The organism is Mucilaginibacter sp. NFX135 (assembly GCF_048565145.1).
Taxonomy (GTDB): domain Bacteria; phylum Bacteroidota; class Bacteroidia; order Sphingobacteriales; family Sphingobacteriaceae; genus Mucilaginibacter.
Map to the genome: position 1 here is coordinate 506,256 of NZ_CP183412.1, position 16,498 is coordinate 522,753.

Annotated in this window: 14 protein-coding genes; 8 read left to right on the forward strand and 6 right to left on the reverse strand. The window is 43.2% G+C overall.

Features of this window, described 5'->3' with window-relative positions; genetic code table 11:
• Window positions 1-172 precede the first annotated feature (172 nt).
• A complete protein-coding gene (locus ACNURT_RS02200) occupies window positions 173-679 on the reverse strand; it encodes a hypothetical protein (protein WP_419700356.1) in 507 nt (168 codons plus the stop codon).
• Window positions 676-1,257, reverse strand: a complete 582-nt coding sequence (locus tag ACNURT_RS02205; protein ID WP_419700357.1) for an RNA polymerase sigma factor — start codon at window positions 1,255-1,257, stop codon at window positions 676-678. The genes ACNURT_RS02200 and ACNURT_RS02205 overlap by 4 nt, the downstream gene beginning before the upstream one ends.
• Window positions 1,258-1,572: 315 nt before the next feature.
• Between ACNURT_RS02205 and ACNURT_RS02210 the strand changes: the two genes are divergently transcribed.
• The 3 genes from ACNURT_RS02210 to ACNURT_RS02220 all read left to right on the forward strand — a co-directional run bounded on the left by ACNURT_RS02210 (window position 1,573) and on the right by ACNURT_RS02220 (window position 3,414).
• Entirely contained in the window at window positions 1,573-2,262 is a 690-nt protein-coding gene (locus ACNURT_RS02210; RefSeq protein ID WP_419700358.1) for an SIMPL domain-containing protein, read from the forward strand.
• A 126-nt stretch (window positions 2,263-2,388) separates the two neighbouring features.
• Window positions 2,389-2,736 carry a hypothetical protein gene (locus ACNURT_RS02215; RefSeq protein ID WP_419700359.1) on the forward strand — a complete coding sequence of 116 codons (348 nt, stop codon included), beginning with the start codon at window positions 2,389-2,391 and terminating at the stop codon, window positions 2,734-2,736.
• Window positions 2,737-3,039: 303 nt separating this feature from the next.
• Window positions 3,040-3,414 carry a DUF6249 domain-containing protein gene (locus ACNURT_RS02220; protein WP_370995777.1) on the forward strand — a complete coding sequence of 125 codons (375 nt, stop codon included), beginning with the start codon at window positions 3,040-3,042 and terminating at the stop codon, window positions 3,412-3,414.
• An 81-nt stretch (window positions 3,415-3,495) separates the two neighbouring features.
• Here the strand turns inward: ACNURT_RS02220 and ACNURT_RS02225 are convergent, their stop codons facing one another.
• Together ACNURT_RS02225 and ACNURT_RS02230 are read right to left on the reverse strand one after the other, a co-directional pair.
• Window positions 3,496-4,014, reverse strand: coding sequence for a DinB family protein (locus ACNURT_RS02225; RefSeq protein ID WP_419700360.1), 519 nt, complete (start codon window positions 4,012-4,014; stop codon window positions 3,496-3,498).
• Complete coding sequence (locus ACNURT_RS02230) at window positions 3,992-5,206, reverse strand: sensor histidine kinase (protein WP_419700361.1); 1,215 nt, start codon at window positions 5,204-5,206, stop codon at window positions 3,992-3,994. Before ACNURT_RS02230 ends, ACNURT_RS02225 begins: the two co-directional genes overlap by 23 nt.
• A gap of 181 nt (window positions 5,207-5,387) precedes the next feature.
• Between ACNURT_RS02230 and gltX the strand changes: the two genes are divergently transcribed.
• Together gltX and ACNURT_RS02240 are read left to right on the forward strand one after the other, a co-directional pair.
• A complete protein-coding gene (gene gltX / locus ACNURT_RS02235) occupies window positions 5,388-6,917 on the forward strand; it encodes a glutamate--tRNA ligase (RefSeq protein ID WP_419700362.1) in 1,530 nt (509 codons plus the stop codon).
• A gap of 358 nt (window positions 6,918-7,275) precedes the next feature.
• Window positions 7,276-7,689 (forward strand): hypothetical protein, encoded by a 414-nt coding sequence (locus ACNURT_RS02240; RefSeq protein WP_370995781.1) that lies wholly within the window; start codon window positions 7,276-7,278, stop codon window positions 7,687-7,689.
• Window positions 7,690-7,700: 11 nt separating this feature from the next.
• On the opposite strand, the gene ACNURT_RS02245 is transcribed toward ACNURT_RS02240, so the two are convergent.
• Complete coding sequence (locus ACNURT_RS02245) at window positions 7,701-9,026, reverse strand: APC family permease (RefSeq protein WP_419700363.1); 1,326 nt, start codon at window positions 9,024-9,026, stop codon at window positions 7,701-7,703.
• 482 nt (window positions 9,027-9,508) lie between these two features.
• Window positions 9,509-11,311 (reverse strand): M61 family metallopeptidase, encoded by a 1,803-nt coding sequence (locus ACNURT_RS02250; RefSeq protein WP_419700364.1) that lies wholly within the window; start codon window positions 11,309-11,311, stop codon window positions 9,509-9,511.
• Between the two features lie 347 nt (window positions 11,312-11,658).
• On the opposite strand from ACNURT_RS02250, the gene ACNURT_RS02255 reads away from it, so the two are divergent.
• From ACNURT_RS02255 to ACNURT_RS02265, 3 genes are all read left to right on the forward strand, one after another.
• On the forward strand, window positions 11,659-12,102 hold the full coding sequence (locus ACNURT_RS02255) for a MarR family winged helix-turn-helix transcriptional regulator (RefSeq protein WP_419700365.1): 444 nt from the start codon (window positions 11,659-11,661) through the stop codon (window positions 12,100-12,102).
• A 23-nt stretch (window positions 12,103-12,125) separates the two neighbouring features.
• On the forward strand, window positions 12,126-13,208 hold the full coding sequence (locus tag ACNURT_RS02260; RefSeq protein WP_419700366.1) for an efflux RND transporter periplasmic adaptor subunit: 1,083 nt from the start codon (window positions 12,126-12,128) through the stop codon (window positions 13,206-13,208).
• A gap of 118 nt (window positions 13,209-13,326) precedes the next feature.
• Window positions 13,327-16,446: an efflux RND transporter permease subunit gene (locus ACNURT_RS02265; RefSeq protein ID WP_419700367.1), complete on the forward strand. Its 3,120-nt coding sequence runs from the start codon at window positions 13,327-13,329 to the stop codon at window positions 16,444-16,446.
• The last annotated feature ends 52 nt before the right edge of the window (window positions 16,447-16,498 follow it).

Sequence of the window (16,498 nt, forward strand, 5' to 3'; positions counted from 1 at the left end):
ACCAGTTCATGTAAGGTTATACAATTACTATACCAAAATTGTCGATGGTTGTAAATTTTATGATTATGTAATTCAGATACCTTAGCAATGTTCAAAATCTGATACATAGATTACATAACTGACTAATTGTATGGTCACTTGTCGGTTTTGGCATACACATTATACAACAATTTTATAAGTGACTGGCGGTCTTTTTTCTACGCAGATAAGCATCCGTTAAAAATAAGGCAAGTACTACATCAAATATCAAAAACCACTTTAACACCGGTCCGCTAACAAGGCTATTGGTACTGGGTAATTTTACTCCGACGGGTAGTTTAATATCCGTAGCGCTGATGTTAATTCCGGAAATATGAATATTGGCAAATATAAATGTTAGTAAAGTCAGGATAGTAAATACAAAGAAAATAGCGATGCCCAGGATAATGCGCTTATCGATATTAGCCTTTAATGGCTGCATGGCATTCTCTGTACGGATGGCCTCCATTACATTATAAGTAAAAGCCATCGGTGGCTCATCCAGCTCCATTTTGGCAAATTCCTGGTTAAGTGCCAGCAGCTCCTGATACTTTTGAGCATACACCTCATCCTGCTCAATAAGCCTGGCTATGACATCCTGCTCAGCCGGGCTGCAGGTGTCATCAATATAATTCCAGAGTTTTTCCTCAATCGTGTTCATATCAGTTCTTTCACCTCTTGTTTTAAATTTTGCTCCAGCTTCTCTTTCAAACGCTGGCGTGCTCTAAATAGTTTAACCTTAACCGTGTTTGTTTCCATTCCCAATGCCTGGGCAATTTCTTCCAGTGATTGCTCGCCTTTATAAAACAGGGTAATGATGGTGGCATCATCGGGCAGTAATTGCGCAATGGCCTGATTAAGGTAAAACGATCTTGATTTATTTTCTATATTATTGGTATCATAGCCCGACTCCCTGCTTTCAACCTGTATAAAGGTATTTTCATCATCAATGGAATCTGTTGCTACCCTCTTTTTTCTTAAAAATGTCATCGCTGTAGTATAAACTATACTGTACAGCCATGTACTAAATTTCGACTGCCCCTGGAACGATGCCAGCGAGCGGTACGCTTTTATAAAACAATCCTGCGCAATCTCTTCAGCATCTTCCCGCCCCTTGGCAAAACGCATAGCCAGGGTAAATACAAAACGCTGGTGCCGTTTAACCAGGTCGGCATAGGCCGATTGGTTACCTGCCAGGGTTTGTTCTATAAGTTCGATATCTGAAAGCTTGCTCTGCATGTGTTACAACCTCTCCGACGCCGCGGCTTTAAATCAGGTTACAGGGTTTATGTAAATTTAATGAAAATTTAAGCCGGACGCCTACCTTCTATCAGCTTAAATTCAAACAAAAACTGTAGCTTTATACAAACCTAATAACCAGTCCCCAACACAAATAAATTATAACACCTGTTACATATTAAACTTTTGGCACGTTATCATAGTCACATAACATATAATATTTATAAAAATAACTATCACAAGAAACCACATCTGAACTCCAAACAAACACAATACGGTTCAGCTCCGTTTCGCAATCTAAAAACAATTTACCCCATGAAAAAGCTACTTATCCTTGCAGTATTAATTATGACTACTTACGGAACCTTCGCGCAAACGGTTGACCTGCGCCGCAAAATTGATGTTACAGGCATTGCCGAACAAGAAGTTACCCCCGACATTATATATGTTTCTATTTCATTACAGGAATATATGAATGGTAAAAACCGGATTACTATTGATGTTTTGGAAAATCAGTTGGAAAAAGGTGTAAAAGACGCTGGTATTCCCCGCGAAGATTTTACAATAAACGATGTTTCGGCCTGGAACAACACCTATCAAAAGAAAAAAACTCCTGATTTTTTGGCTGGCAAACAATACCTGGTTAAAGTTACCGACCTGAATAAATTCAACCAGATACTGGCAAAGGTTGATCCAAAAGGCATCCAATCAACCAATATCCAGAGTTATGACTATTCAAAGATCAATGAGTTGAAAAACACCTTGAAATTAAAAGCATTATTATCGGCCCGTGATAAAGCCGCTTTCCTGGTAAATGGACTGGGTGATAAATTGGGCTCTGCAATAAGCATCAGCGAAAGTGATAACAGCAGCTTTCCTCAGCCACGCGCTATGATGATGTTTAAATCAGCCGCCGCCGATGCTGCCGGACCTGCCGAATCAGACATCGATTTTAAAAAGATAAAACTGAGCTTCCAGATACAGGCTACGTTTGAGATAAAATAATCCCTCCCCCCCCGGCCAGTTGGCGGGGCGTTTTTGAAATACTTGAAAGCCTGGCTCCACATGGAGCCAGGCTTTTTTATGCTTATTAATAACGTTATATTTAGTCCTGCTAATTCTTATTTGAACATGAAAATTAAAGCCACTTCTGCGAATAAAGTAAATGATAAATTAATAAAATATAAAAGAGGCGATTGTTTAAGCATCAATTGTAACAACGGAAAATATATTGGTGCTTTCATTTCAGAAAGATTTAATAACTATTACGATTTGACCTTGATCGAATACTATGAGGACCATAAGCCCGAATTATATCATTTTATTGACGGGAGGTTTTGGGGCACGCGATCTGGCTCATGGGAATTATTAGCATACGCCGTTGATAAAAAAATGGCTTTGTGCAGTTATATTGATAATCATGAAGGCATTGAAGTTGTAGGAAAATTGCCGCTAATCGTCTTATTCCTATATCAATGATATAATAGCCTTGCACAATTATTATATTGACGGCATCACAATAAGGATTGAAAAAACCAAAAATGCAGAAAAATATCCCGACCTCGCTTTCATGGGTAAGCACCTGGTACCCGTGAAAAGTATCATTATTTTATAATTTCTTTTTACAGCCCCCTCTTCCGCCTTTGACCTTTAGCCGTTTACCTCTTTTTTTCATTAAAGGTGTAACCTGATTAAAAACAGTGTAGTCATAACCTGCAAATACACCACAATGGTGATTAAAAAACAAGAAAAAAATTAATTAACTAATTAAAATTAAATATTATGGAAACCAGTCAATTGGCTATATTAATGGTAATCATCGTTTCTCTTGGCTTTCTTGCCATGGTCTTTGGGATCGTTTATTTGAAAAAACGAGAAAATTTGGCGATGATTGAACGTGGTATGGATCCACGTAGTTACAAACCACAATCTGCCCCTTATCAAAACTTAAAATGGGGATTATTACTCATCGGCTCAGGCGTCGGTTTATTTCTGGCCTTTATTTTAGATCATTCCGTATTCCGCTATATGGACGACGAGGCCTTTTTCCTTTACGTTGCCCTGATTGCCATCTTCGGCGGAGCTGGATTGATTCTCTCCTACCGGATAGAAAAGAAAGAAGTAATAGATAAAGACGAGCTTACGCTTCAGAAATAATCAGCAGTAGGTTCTCCGTCGACTTAAAGCGTCTGTTTTAACAGGGGCTTTTCGGCGTTTAGCACATTTTTCGATATTTATTTAGTTTGAAATATGATATTTCTCTTTAAAAGACTGTATATGATATAATTCGTGTCCGGCCATCATATAAACAAATGCCCGTACCGAAAACAAGTGATCGCTGGCAATACCTGTACGCAGTAATTGCTCTTCGCTAAACCCTTTGATCATATAAATGTTTGATAAGCGGGTAGCCTTAAATTCCGCCGCCAGGTCCTGTATGCTTTGAGCACTGAAATCAGCATTATCTACATAAACATCCTGATCAAACCCGGGCAGTTCAATATAATTTCGTGAAAAAACAAGGGCCCGGTAAGCAAAGGTACGCTCGGTATCAATCATATGACCAAGCGCCTGTTTAACAGTCCATTTACCAGGAGCATAGGCATAAGCGGCCTGCTCATCTGTAAGTTTACTGAACAGTTGATAGCTCGATTCCATTAAACGTTCCAATAGCTCAATAACCTGAGTATCTGGAACCAGGTTTATATACCTGCTGGCAAAGGGTGAATATTCTTCAGGAGATGGCTTGCCTATCATTTCGCGTGTTTTTTAATATGATCCTAAATGTTGTTCCCTTACCTATTTCGGAGTCTTTTACAAATATCTGCCCGTTATGGTAATTCTCTATCATACGTTTAGTTAATGACAATCCCAAACCCCAGCCCCGTTTACGTGTGGTGTAACCCGGCTGAAAAACCGTGTCAAACTTGGAGCGCTGTATGCCTTTGCCGGTATCCGTTACATCAATAAAAACCTGGTTTTTTACCTTGTTGCCCCCTATTTCTATATGGATGCTTCCCTTGCCTTCAATGGCGTTCACTGCGTTTTTTAGTAAATTTTCCAATACCCAGTCAAACAGGGGGATGTTAAGTCCGGCTTTAAGGTGCGGGTTGCCGGTCATTTCAAAACTAATGTTCTTACTCACCCGCACTTTAAAATAATCAACAAAATCTTTAACCACAGCATAAACACTGTGCTCTTCCAGCACAGGCTTCGATCCTATTTTTGAAAAACGATCGGCAACTATTTCCAGGCGTTGTACATCATTCTCCATTTCTGCTATCAGGGTATCCCCTTCGGCATTGAACCTTTCTTTCATCAGCTCAATCCAGGCCATTAGTGATGATATGGGCGTCCCCAGCTGATGGGCTGTTTCTTTGGCCAAACCAACCCATACCTGGTCCTGTTCAGATTTACGGGAGGAGCTGAAAGCGGTATATGCCATCAGCAAAAATATAGCGATTACTGTTAACTGAACATAAGGGAACAAGCGCAATTGTTGCAATAAAGGCGAATCTTTATAATATACGAGCCAATGTTCGCCCAAAACTAATAATTTAATAGGAGCATGCTGTCTTTTCATATAATCCAGCTCCGACTTAAAATATTCCGGATCGTATTTTTTTGTCTTACTTCCTTCAGCTTGAAGTTTTACAAAAACCTTAGTAGTATCTAATCCTCTACTGTATAGAAAATCTCCTTTTGAATCTACAACGATGGCCGGGACGGTTAAGCTATCACGCACACCTGTTGTAAACTGCAAAAAATCATTATCATCCGAATTAAATAACTGTCGCATACTCATGGCCCAAACCTGCGCGCGCGTACGCTCGGAGCGGGCTATGTTTTTAACCAGATAGCGGGTATAAAATAAAGAGCCAAAGGCAATAACCACGGCAAACGCGAGCAGAAAATATTTCCAGCGCTTCTTCTGTTGGTATGGGTTCATACTGGGCACAGCCCAAATAACGTAAAATTGATTTGGAATATATAATTTTTGTTAGCCGATGGTTCATAGATCATAGTTCATAGCCCCGATATGTTTAATTCACGTCAAAAACCATGAACTACGATCTATGAACCATATGCGCTTTCAAACTTCCCGGTAATAAAATTATCTTTGCCCCATCATGACCGATAAAAAAGTAAGAGTTCGTTTTGCGCCAAGTCCAACGGGCGGTTTGCACCTGGGCGGCGTACGCACCGTATTGTTTAACTATTTATTCGCCAAAAAACATCATGGCGAATTTGTTTTAAGAATTGAAGACACCGATCAGACCCGCTATGTAGAGGGTGCTGAACAATATATTTTAGATTGTTTAAAATGGTGCGGCTTGCTACCCGATGAAAGTCCCGTAGCTGGAGGCCCTTATGCTCCATATCGTCAAAGTGAACGTAAGGCGCTTTATCGGGAATATGCTGAACGCCTGGTAATGCAGGGCCACGCCTATTACGCGTTTGATACAGCAGAAGAACTGGATAAGAACCGTAAAGAGATCCCTAATTTTCAATACGGACAGGCATATCGTGATAGTTTACGCAATTCCATTTCGCTGCCACAGCATGAGGTGGATGCCTTGCTTGATGCCGGTACACCACACGTGATCCGCATAAAAATGCCTGCCGACGAAACCATCAGCTTTAATGATATGATCCGTGGGCACGTAAGTTTTGAAACTAACCAGGTTGATGATAAAGTGCTGCTCAAAGCCGACGGTATGCCTACCTACCATTTAGCGGTAGTTGTGGATGATTACCTGATGAAAATTTCGCACGCTTTTCGTGGGGAAGAATGGTTACCTTCTGCTCCCGTACATTTACTGCTGTGGGATTACCTGGGATGGAAAGCTGATATGCCGCAATGGGCACACCTACCTTTAATATTAAAACCGGATGGTCATGGCAAGCTTAGTAAGCGCGATGGCGCCCGCCTGGGTTTCCCGGTATATGCCATGACATGGTTTGATGCCAAAACAGGCGAACTTACCCCCGGTTTTCGTGAACTGGGTTTTTTACCCGAGGCATTTTTAAATCTGCTGGCTACACTGGGTTGGAACGATGGTACTGACCAGGAACTGTTTACGCTGGATGAACTGATCGAAAAATTCTCGTTGGAACGGGTAAGTAAAGCCGGCGCTAAATTTGATTTTGAAAAAGCCAAATGGTTCAATGCCGAATGGATTAAAAGGCTTAATGCTGAAAGCCTAAAGCTGAAAGTAAAAGCAGTTTTAGAAGAAAAAGGAATTACAATCAATAATGACGATTACCTTTTAACCGTAATCAACTTAATAAAAGACCGCTGTGTTTTGCTAACCGATTTTTACCAGCAGGCTGGATACTTTTTTGAGCAACCCAAAGAATATGACCTCAACGCGGTAAAACCCAAGTGGACAGACACTAAAACCGATTTCTTTAACGCACTTACCGCTTTATTAAACAGCGACCAAACTGCTTTGGAAGCGCACAGCTTTGAGGAAGCTTTTAAAGCCCTGATGGATGAAAAAGCTTTAAAAGCAGGCGATGTGATGTTGCCATTCCGCATTATGCTGGTTGGCGGCAAATTTGGCCCGCATGTATTTGACATAGCCGCATTATTGGGCAGACAGGAAACCATCAGCAGGATAGCCGGAGCCTTAGAAGCGTTTAGCAGTCCGGCCTGAAAATAAGCCGGCTTTATAAGCCGGCAACATAGTTATTTATCATTTCTAACAACCATTGCCTGCGGGCAATGGTTGTTTTTTATATCCAAAATATCGAAACAAACATCCTCCCGATATCGTAATAAGGTCAATCTGCCAGAAAAAATAATACTTTATCATTTGATGAGCGGAGGGTTACTTAACCGTATTTTACTTTCAACGAAATTTATTTATTATATTAGAAAATACTGAGTGTCAGAATTTTAACATTTACATCAATTACACTTTTTTTGTATCAATATTATTACAATTAGCGATAATATTTTGTAGGAATGATATTTAAATTCTAATTTTATAAGCCCCCCTTAATTAATTGGCTATGATCCGTATACGGTCTAAGAATGTACTATTGGTTGCTGCCGATACTTTTTCGGTTGGTTTACTGGCTGACAACAAAATGTTCAGGCATATTTCTGTGGTGAGTAGTATTTTCCCAACCATACATGAAATCAAACCCAACGTAGTCATATTTGATTATGACCACCTGATTAAGGACATAGAAAAAATATTGCGCCGCATAGTTAGTAACCCGGCGTACAGCAAAATAAAAGTATGCTGTTATAAAAATGCCGCCCATACCAAAACCGATAGCCTGTTAAAAGCTCTTGGAGTTGACCACATCTTTTATCCCGAAGATTTCAAAAAACCTGCTGAAAGCAAAAACATCCCAGGCGTGCTATCTGCTATTTTTGAAGCACCCATCATCAGCAGGCTGGCTAAAGCTTCTAACTAAATTGTACCCACTCAATTTGTTTTTAAATGGGGTTTGCGAATTAAAATAATACGCCATACCACTTCGGCGCTTAGCAATGCGGCTACTGCAAATACCGCGGCTTTCAATGCTTCGGGTGTTGACGACAATGCGCCACCTAATGCCACTGCATAAACCACAAAAGGAAAAATCAATACCAGGCAAAGTCCGGTGATACTTAAGGGGATTCGGAATGGCCGTACTTTAAGCGGCTCCTTTAACCTGAGCTTTACCAGTGCAATATATTCCAGGGATAATCCGGCACCATAAACGGTTACATCAATGATCAACAGATCGGCAAAGGTCCATAGTACCATAAAGCTAACCACCAGCGAACAAATAATGATAGATATATAGGGTGTTTTAAAGCGGCGGTGCAGCTTGTTTAACCCGGCAGGCAGTAAATGATCTTCAGACATCACCTGCGGAACCCTTGATACCGATAGTAATACAGCTGCATAGATACCCAGCGTACTGGCCATGCCACCGGCCGCTATGGCAATTCCCAACCACCGGCCGGCTACCAGCACGCCCAATGCCGGGAAACCATCATTGGTTAAAGTATCATGGTTAATACCCGATTGCTGGGCTATCCAGGTGATAAAAAAGTAAACTACCATTACCAGGATAAAAGCGATGATCATGGATACCAGGTACGATTTCACCGGCTTTTCAACCTCCTCGGCGTAGGTGGTTATATTATCCCAACCCAGGCAATTCCACATTACAGTGTACAAAGCCATCCCAAAAGAGGGGAAACTGATGCCTTTTAAAGAGGGCGATGGAATGCTTAAACTGCCGCCATGCTTATGAATAGCCAGCACAATTAAAATAATAACCGGCGCCAGTACTGCCGCGCTCAAAAACAGCGATACTTTACCTACAGGCACTATCCCCAGTATATTTAGTCCCGCCGAAGCCCAGATAATGACCAGGCACACCGGTACCTGGTATTGCAGCAAGACCGGGAAAAAGAACGATGCGTATTGTACAAACAGAACGGGATATATGGCCAAATCGACAAAAGTATAGAGCCAGGTCCACCAACCCTCATAAAAGCCCCAGCGGGTGCCCAGGGCATATTTTACCCATTTGTAATAGCCGCCGGTAATAGGCATCATGCTGTTCAGTTCCAGTACGGTGAATATGGCGGGCACATCCCAAAGCAACGGGGTTATCAGCAGCACCAATAATGCGCCATGATCACCGGCATAACTCAGCAGCGGCTCCAGACCATAGGGCCCACCCGAGACGGTAAAGAAAATAACAGCGACAAGCTGTATCGGTCTGATTTTTTTTAAGGCTTCGGCTGATGGCATGAACTATAAAAATACAATTTAGCTTTATTACAAAAATCAAACAACGGATATTTTAAAAATACTTTTTAAAGCCTGATTTTAACACTTTTCGACGTAAAAAGCCGGTAAAAACGAGTCGAAAACTTTTCAAAACCTCATCAAAACCATCCATTTTAACACTTTTTAACAAATTTTTGATCGGTTTTGAAAACTTTAAAAAGATTTACAGGATTGGCTTACAATAAACTAAATACCAAACAGTCTGCTTTTGGTCCTTTTTGTCCCTTTAAGCAAATAGCCCTGCTTACGTTTTTCAAGTAAGCAGGGCCATGGTATTTATACACTTAAATATACGAAAAAAATTTCTGTCTGAACCCGAATTTATAGAATTTACGAATCGGTCGAATGATAAGCCCTGATTTATAGATGAAAAAACAGAAGCTATTACATAAGCGTACTTTATTCTGGAAATTCCTAAATTCTATAAATTCCGGTTCAGACAATTATAAACTCAGCCATTTTTTACGCACCAGTTGTTGCTGTGCGGTTGCATTATCAACCGGTACAATTTTATATTTCACGCGTGCGTTTTTCAGCAGGGTAACGTCCAGTGTAAGCGGCAATCCGTCGCGAATCACCCCGACCTTTATTTTATCGCCCACTTTTTTACCGGTTAGGATGGTTGCCGCGTCGGTAACAGCAACGTCGTCAATAGTAACCAGTTCGTCGTTAACGTTAATACCATCTATATAGCCCGATGTTCCACGCACAACACTGGTAACTATCAGTTTTTTATTGGGAGTGATGGCGGTAACTATGCCCAACGCCGGGTCGTTGTTATCGGCTAGCTCATCTACTATTTTATAACCGGCATAACCCAGGTATTTATTATAATCAACCGGGGTTAAACCATTGATGTATTTTTTATAAAAATCGTCCAGCTTTTTACCGGCAAACTTTTCGAAGCCCTGTTTAAACTCCGCATCGGTATAGCCTCGTTTTTTGGTTTTGTAATACTCGGTATACATGTACTTCATCACATCATCCAGCGCGTATTTGCCCTTGCTGCTGTTGATGATTTCCAGGTCGAGCATCATCCCAACTATCGCCCCTTTGTTGTAGTAAGATATGGTGGTATTGTTGGAATTCTCGTTGGGGCGGTAAGCCTTTATCCAGGCATCAAAGCTCGATTCGGCTACAGTCTGCACATTTTTGCCTGGCAGGTTTTCCAGGATGTTGAACTCTCCGGCCAATACATCCAGGTAGTTTTCGGGCGGATACAGGTTGGTACGACGAACCGCTATTTCCTGGTAGTATTCAGTAAATCCTTCGGCTATCCACAAATTGGTGGTATAGTTCTCGTTATCATAATCAAAGGGACCCAATACTATCGGGCGCAGGCGTTTTACATTCCATAAATGGAAATGCTCATGCGCGGCCAGACTTAAAAAGTTCTGGTAACCTTTTTCGGTTCCATAAGCATCGCGCGAAGCGCCTAAAACCGTAGAGCTTAAATGCTCCAGGCCACCGCCGCCACGTAAATGATTATGTACAATAAAAACGTAATGCTTGTTAGGGTTTTCGCCAAAAATAGCCGTTTCCTGCTCCACAATGCTGTGCAGATCTTTTTTCAGGCGTTCTTTATCATAATTACCGCCGCCATACATACACACCTCATACTTTACACCCGCTGCATCAAAACCAAAAACATCCTGATTACCTACTTCAATGGGCGAGTCAAAAAGGATATCATAATTAGGCGATACACGGGTAAAAGGATCATTATTCACCATTTCCAGACTGGTTGAAACCTTGCTCCAGTCTTTATAGGGTTTAATATGGATGGTTGATGCCTGGTGCAGCATATTAGCCGGGTAAATAAAGATCCCCGAGGTTGACAGGAAGCCATGCGAAGCATCAATATAGCTGGTACGCACCGAGATCTCGTTGGCATAAACCCGGTATTTAATATTTATGGTTGATATACCCTTCGTGGCAATGCGCCAGGTGTTTTTATTGATCTTGGGCGATGCAACCGTTTTTCCGCCGGCATCGGCGCTAAAAGCTTCGATGTTTTTGGCAAACTCCCGCACCAGGTACGAGCCGGGTGTCCACACAGGCATTTTAAGATCGAGCGTGTTTTGCTTTAATCCTGAAATATGCATTTCAATATCAGCATAATGCACCTGCGCTTCCGGGAAAGACACCGTATAAGATATATTGGCCGTAGTTTGCGCCTCACTGATAGATGGACTCATATAAGATATGATTAATAAAAATGTAATGATCTGTTTAAATGGTTTCATGGCGCAAGTTAAAAAATTTATGTGTTCAAAAAATTGGGGTAACGATGTCGCAGACGACTCACCCGACCATCGCTGCGCTTGGTCACCCTCTCTTCAGCTTCGCTGAAAAGAGGGGATTTGAAAATTTGGATATGATGAAATAAAAACAAAAACTCCTCCACCCTCTTTCCGCCGCAGGCGAAGAGAGGGTCGGCAAGCGAAGCGATGCAGGGGTGAGTCGTCGACGCTATACTTTGCCCAGTGCAAGTCCTCTCCACCACATCTGCTACCCTAAAATTAACCTTGTAAAATGGTTGATACATACAACTATTTATGCTGTATACCATTTAAGTTTGCGTCACCTTATAATGTCGTTAATAGAACCCATATCCCGCAAACTGATACGTTTGGGTAAATTGTACCAAAGCCTGATCGCTAAAAGTACAAAACACCTGGACGTAGACCGGTATCATTACGTGCTATCACTTATTTACTATCACGACGGGCAATTATCACAAAAAGCGCTGGCCGAAAAACTCGGCAAGGATAAATCGGCTATCGTAAGCATTATAAACCTGCTCAGCGCCAAAGGATTTGTGTACCGGGAAAACAATCCGGCCGACCGCCGCGAACAATTATTGAAAGTTACCGAAAAAGCAAAGCTCGCTGTTCCGCATATTGTGGCCACCTTTAAAAGCGTCAATGCCGAAATCGCCAAGGGAATATCTGCTGATGATATGAAAATATTTGAACGCGTATTACTTCAAATGCAAAACAATATAAAACCTTTAACAACAACTGATCAAAGCTAAATCACAAAAATGATCCATTTAATATGAGAACAAGGTATATCATTTACACCGCGCTGGCTTTGCTGGTTGCTTATTTAATTTACAACAAATTTTTTAGCAAAAACGCCAAGGAATCTGCTGCCGCTATGGCTGCCGGAGGCAAAGGCGGCAAGCGCAAAAACGGACCCGTTTCCGTTAACATTATGATTGTAAAGGATACCGCCATAAACAATATCATAGATGTAACCGGCTCCATTGACGCCAACGAAAAGGTAAACCTGGTGAGCCAAACCGCCGGCAATATTACCGGCATCTATTTTACCGAAGGCAGCAAAGTGAAAAAAGGGCAACTGCTGGTTAAGGTTTATAACCAGGATCTGGAAGCATCGCTTCAACAGGTGAACTACCAGGTGGCACTGGCCAAACAAAATGAGTACCGCAATAAGGTTTTGCTGCAAAAAGAAGCCATAAGTCAGCAGGAGTATGACACCTCTTTAACCTCTTTAAACTCATTAAAGGCCCAGGGCGATATGATCAAGGCGCAAATAACCCGCACCGAGATCAGGGCGCCGTTTTCGGGCACTATCGGCTTGCGTAATGTGAGCCCGGGTGGCTACCTGTCACCCCAAACTTCCATCGCGCAGCTGGTTAATATCGATCCGGCTAAGCTTACCTTCTCGGTACCCGAAAGGTATCTTTCTATTATTGGCCCTGGCAGCAAAGTTAAATTCACTACCGAAAGCTCCAGGGAAACCTTTACCGCCTCGGTGTATGCTATTGATCCCGCTATCGATATTAATTCACGCACCATTACTGTGCGGGCCAAAGCGCCAAACCCCAAAGGCTTACTAACCGCCGGTAGTTTTGCCAAAATTAATTTAACGCTCGATCAGATCCCTAAAACCATTTTGATACCCACCCAGGCGGTTATTCCCGATCTGAAAAGCAACCTGGTTTATGTTTATCATAACGGCGTGGCCATGAGCAAACCGGTAAAAACCGATATACGTACCGATACCAAAATACAGATCATTGATGGCTTGAAACCCGGCGACAGTGTGGTAGTATCGGGTATTATACAAATGCGACCAAAAGTTCCTTTGAAAATTGCTAAGGTTATTAAATAGAGTGTTGCCTCACCCTGCCCTCTCCTTTGGAGAGGGTTCAAAAAAGCTGTTGTTTTAAAGTCCTCTCCTTTGGCGAGGATTTAGGTGAGGCTAAATATAAAGTAATTAAAAAAAGCATATGAGTTTATCCTCAGTCAGTATAAAGCGGCCGGTATTGGCCACAGTAATGTCAGTAGCCATTGTTGTGTTCGGTATCATTGGCTATAAATTTTTAGGGGTGCGCGACTTTCCTTCGGTCGATCCGCCCATTATCTCGGTATCTACCAGCTACGCCGGCGCCAATGCCGATGTAATTGAATCGCAGATCACCGAGCCGCTGGAAAAAGCCATCAACGGCGTTCCGGGGATCCGTAACCTGTCATCAACCAGTTCGGTAGGTTCCAGTAACATTACCGTGGAGTTTGACCTGGATGCCGACCTGGAAACCGCCGCAAATGACGTGCGCGATAAAGTTGGACAGGCGCAGCGCCAGTTACCCCAGGATATCGACGCGCCGCCGGTTGTAACCAAGGCCGATGCCAGCGCCGACCAGATTATTACCCTGGAAGTACAGAGTGATACCCGTAACATTAACCAGTTGGATGATTATGCCGAAAATGTGTTGCAGGAAGGGCTGCAAACCATTCCAGGCGTAAGTACCATTAACATACAGGGCCAGCGCCAGTACGCTATGCGTTTGTGGATTGACCCTAATAAATTAACCGCCCAGGGTGTTACCGCAACAGATATTGGCGCAGCATTAGCCAAAGAGAATGTGGAGCTGCCTGCGGGTAAAATTGAAGGTAACAATACCGAGGTAACCATCAGGGCATTAGGAAAACTATCAACCGAGAAGGATTTTAACGATCTCATCATCCGGTCAGACAGTAACCGTGTAGTGCGTTTGCGCGATGTAGGTTATGCCGTTTTAGGATCGGCAAACGAGGAAACTATTTTTAAGGAGTCGGGCGTGCCGATGATCGGCTTGGCCATTGTACCGCAGCCTGGTGCCAACTATGTGCAGATAGCCAAAGATTTTTACAAACGCCTGGATCAGATTAAAAAAGACCTTCCGCCGGATATTAAGGTAAATGTGGCCCTGGATAATACCCGGTTCATCAACCAGTCGATATCCGAAGTACAGGAAACGCTCATCGTATCCTTTGTATTAGTGGTTATCATCATTTATCTCTTCTTCCGCGATTGGCTTATCGCTTTCCGTCCGCTCATCGATATCCCGGTATCATTGATCGGGGCATTCTTCATCATGTATATTTTTGGTTTCTCCATCAATATATTAACCCTGCTGGGCATTGTGCTGGCAACAGGCCTGGTGGTAGATGACGGTATTGTGGTAACCGAGAACATTTATAAAAAGGTAGAGGCCGGAATGGCCATTCGCAAGGCGGCCTTTGAAGGTTCGGCCGAGATCTTTTTCGCGGTAGTATCTACCTCGGTTACGCTGGCGGCGGTGTTTTTACCCATTGTGTTTTTACAGGGCTTTACGGGCCGTTTATTCCGCGAGTTTGCGGTAGTGGTAGCCGGGGCGGTATTAATATCGGCATTTGTGTCCCTGTCGTTAACACCGATGCTTAACGTAAAGCTGATCCGCAAGAGCAACAAAAAATCAAAGTTCTACGAAAAAACCGAGCCCTTCTTTGTGAACATGACCAACTCCTATACCGAAACGCTGGTTAAGTTTATGAAGGTGCGCTGGGTATCATTCGTGATCCTTGCCATATCGCTGCTTATTATTGGCGTGCTGGTCCGGATCATCCCTTCTGAGCTGGCCCCGTTGGATGATCGCAGCTTATTGCGCTATACCGTTACCGGATCTGAAGGTGCTACGTACGAGTACATGACCAAATATATGGACAAGGCAGCGCAGCTGGTAGAAGATTCCATTCCGGAAGCACGGGTTAACTTCGAGATCGTTTCACCATCATTTGGCGGCGGTGCATCCAACACCGGTTTTGGCCGTATTGGCCTGGTTAACCCTGACGAACGCGGTCGCACCCAACAGCAACTGGCAGATTGGCTCAGTAAAAAGCTAAGCAAAATGCCCGATGCCCGTGCCAACGTAATACAGGAACAAACTATCAGTGGCGGCGGTAGCGGCGCCCGTACTTCGTTGCCCGTACAATATGTGATCCAGAACCAGGATTTTGAGAAAATACGCGCGGCGCTGCCTAAGTTCTTTTCTGAAGTATCCAAAAGCCCGGTATTCCAGGGGACTGACGTCAATCTTAAATTCACCAAGCCCGAGTTAAGGGTAATTACCGATCGTGACCGGGCACGGGACCTGGGGGTGTCTGTTGATGATATTGCCCAAACCCTGCAACTATATTATAGCGCCGGCCGTTTGGATTACTTCCTGATCAATGGTAAACAATACCAGGTAATTGCCCAGGTAGATCGCGCCAACCGCGACCAACCGCTCGATCTGAAATCCGTTTACCTGCGCAGCACCAAAGGCGGCCTGGTACAGCTGGATAATGTGGTAAAAGTAACCGAAGGCGCAACACCGCCGGCTATTTATCACTTTAACCGTTATAAATCGGCCACCGTATCGGCTGGTTTAGCGCCTGGCCGTACCGTTGGTGATGGTATCAAAGAAATGGACCGCATATCCAAAGAAATACTGGACGATACCTTCAGCACCGCCCTAAGCGGTCCATCACGGGATTATGCCGAGGGTTCATCAAACATCCTGTTCGCCTTTGGTTTTGCATTATTGCTGATATACCTGGTTTTGGCGGCCCAGTTCGAGAGTTTTATGGATCCATTCATTGTGATGCTTACGGTTCCGCTGGCTATTTCGGGCGCGTTTTTATCCCTGTGGCTGTTTAACCAAACATTGAATATTTTCAGCGAGATCGGTATCATTACCCTGGTGGGTCTGGTAACCAAAAACGGGATCCTCATTGTGGAGTTTGCCAACCAGCGCATGGAGCATGGCGTTGCTAAATATGAAGCCGCAGTTGAGGCCGCTACCGCGCGTTTACGCCCGATATTAATGACCAGCTTGGCCGTGGTGCTGGGCTCTGTGCCTATTGCCTTTGCATTGGGCGCGGGTGCCAAAAGCCGTGTATCATTGGGTATTGTAATTATGGGGGGTATGCTGTTCTCGCTGATCCTCACTCTTTATATTATCCCGTTGATGTATGTGATCTTCGCCTCCAAAACCCGCCGGGATCCCGATCATGAACCGGAAGACGCTGAAGCGAAGAAGGTATCTGAACCAGAATTAAATTTATAGAATTAAAGAATTAACAGAATAATGAATCCGGGATCGGGCATCCAAATTCCGA

Coding starts and splice junctions, on each gene's coding strand:
- ACNURT_RS02225 (WP_419700360.1), bottom strand. CDS start 4,014: ATGATAGGCAAGCCATCTCCTGAAGAATATTCACCCTTTGCCAGCAGG.
- ACNURT_RS02240 (WP_370995781.1), top strand. CDS start 7,276: ATGATCCGTATACGGTCTAAGAATGTACTATTGGTTGCTGCCGATACT.
- ACNURT_RS02205 (WP_419700357.1), bottom strand. CDS start 1,257: ATGCAGAGCAAGCTTTCAGATATCGAACTTATAGAACAAACCCTGGCA.
- gltX (WP_419700362.1), top strand. CDS start 5,388: ATGACCGATAAAAAAGTAAGAGTTCGTTTTGCGCCAAGTCCAACGGGC.
- ACNURT_RS02220 (WP_370995777.1), top strand. CDS start 3,040: ATGGAAACCAGTCAATTGGCTATATTAATGGTAATCATCGTTTCTCTT.
- ACNURT_RS02245 (WP_419700363.1), bottom strand. CDS start 9,026: ATGCCATCAGCCGAAGCCTTAAAAAAAATCAGACCGATACAGCTTGTC.
- ACNURT_RS02230 (WP_419700361.1), bottom strand. CDS start 5,206: ATGAACCCATACCAACAGAAGAAGCGCTGGAAATATTTTCTGCTCGCG.
- ACNURT_RS02260 (WP_419700366.1), top strand. CDS start 12,126: ATGAGAACAAGGTATATCATTTACACCGCGCTGGCTTTGCTGGTTGCT.
- ACNURT_RS02265 (WP_419700367.1), top strand. CDS start 13,327: ATGAGTTTATCCTCAGTCAGTATAAAGCGGCCGGTATTGGCCACAGTA.
- ACNURT_RS02200 (WP_419700356.1), bottom strand. CDS start 679: ATGAACACGATTGAGGAAAAACTCTGGAATTATATTGATGACACCTGC.
- ACNURT_RS02250 (WP_419700364.1), bottom strand. CDS start 11,311: ATGAAACCATTTAAACAGATCATTACATTTTTATTAATCATATCTTAT.
- ACNURT_RS02215 (WP_419700359.1), top strand. CDS start 2,389: ATGAAAATTAAAGCCACTTCTGCGAATAAAGTAAATGATAAATTAATA.
- ACNURT_RS02210 (WP_419700358.1), top strand. CDS start 1,573: ATGAAAAAGCTACTTATCCTTGCAGTATTAATTATGACTACTTACGGA.
- ACNURT_RS02255 (WP_419700365.1), top strand. CDS start 11,659: ATGTCGTTAATAGAACCCATATCCCGCAAACTGATACGTTTGGGTAAA.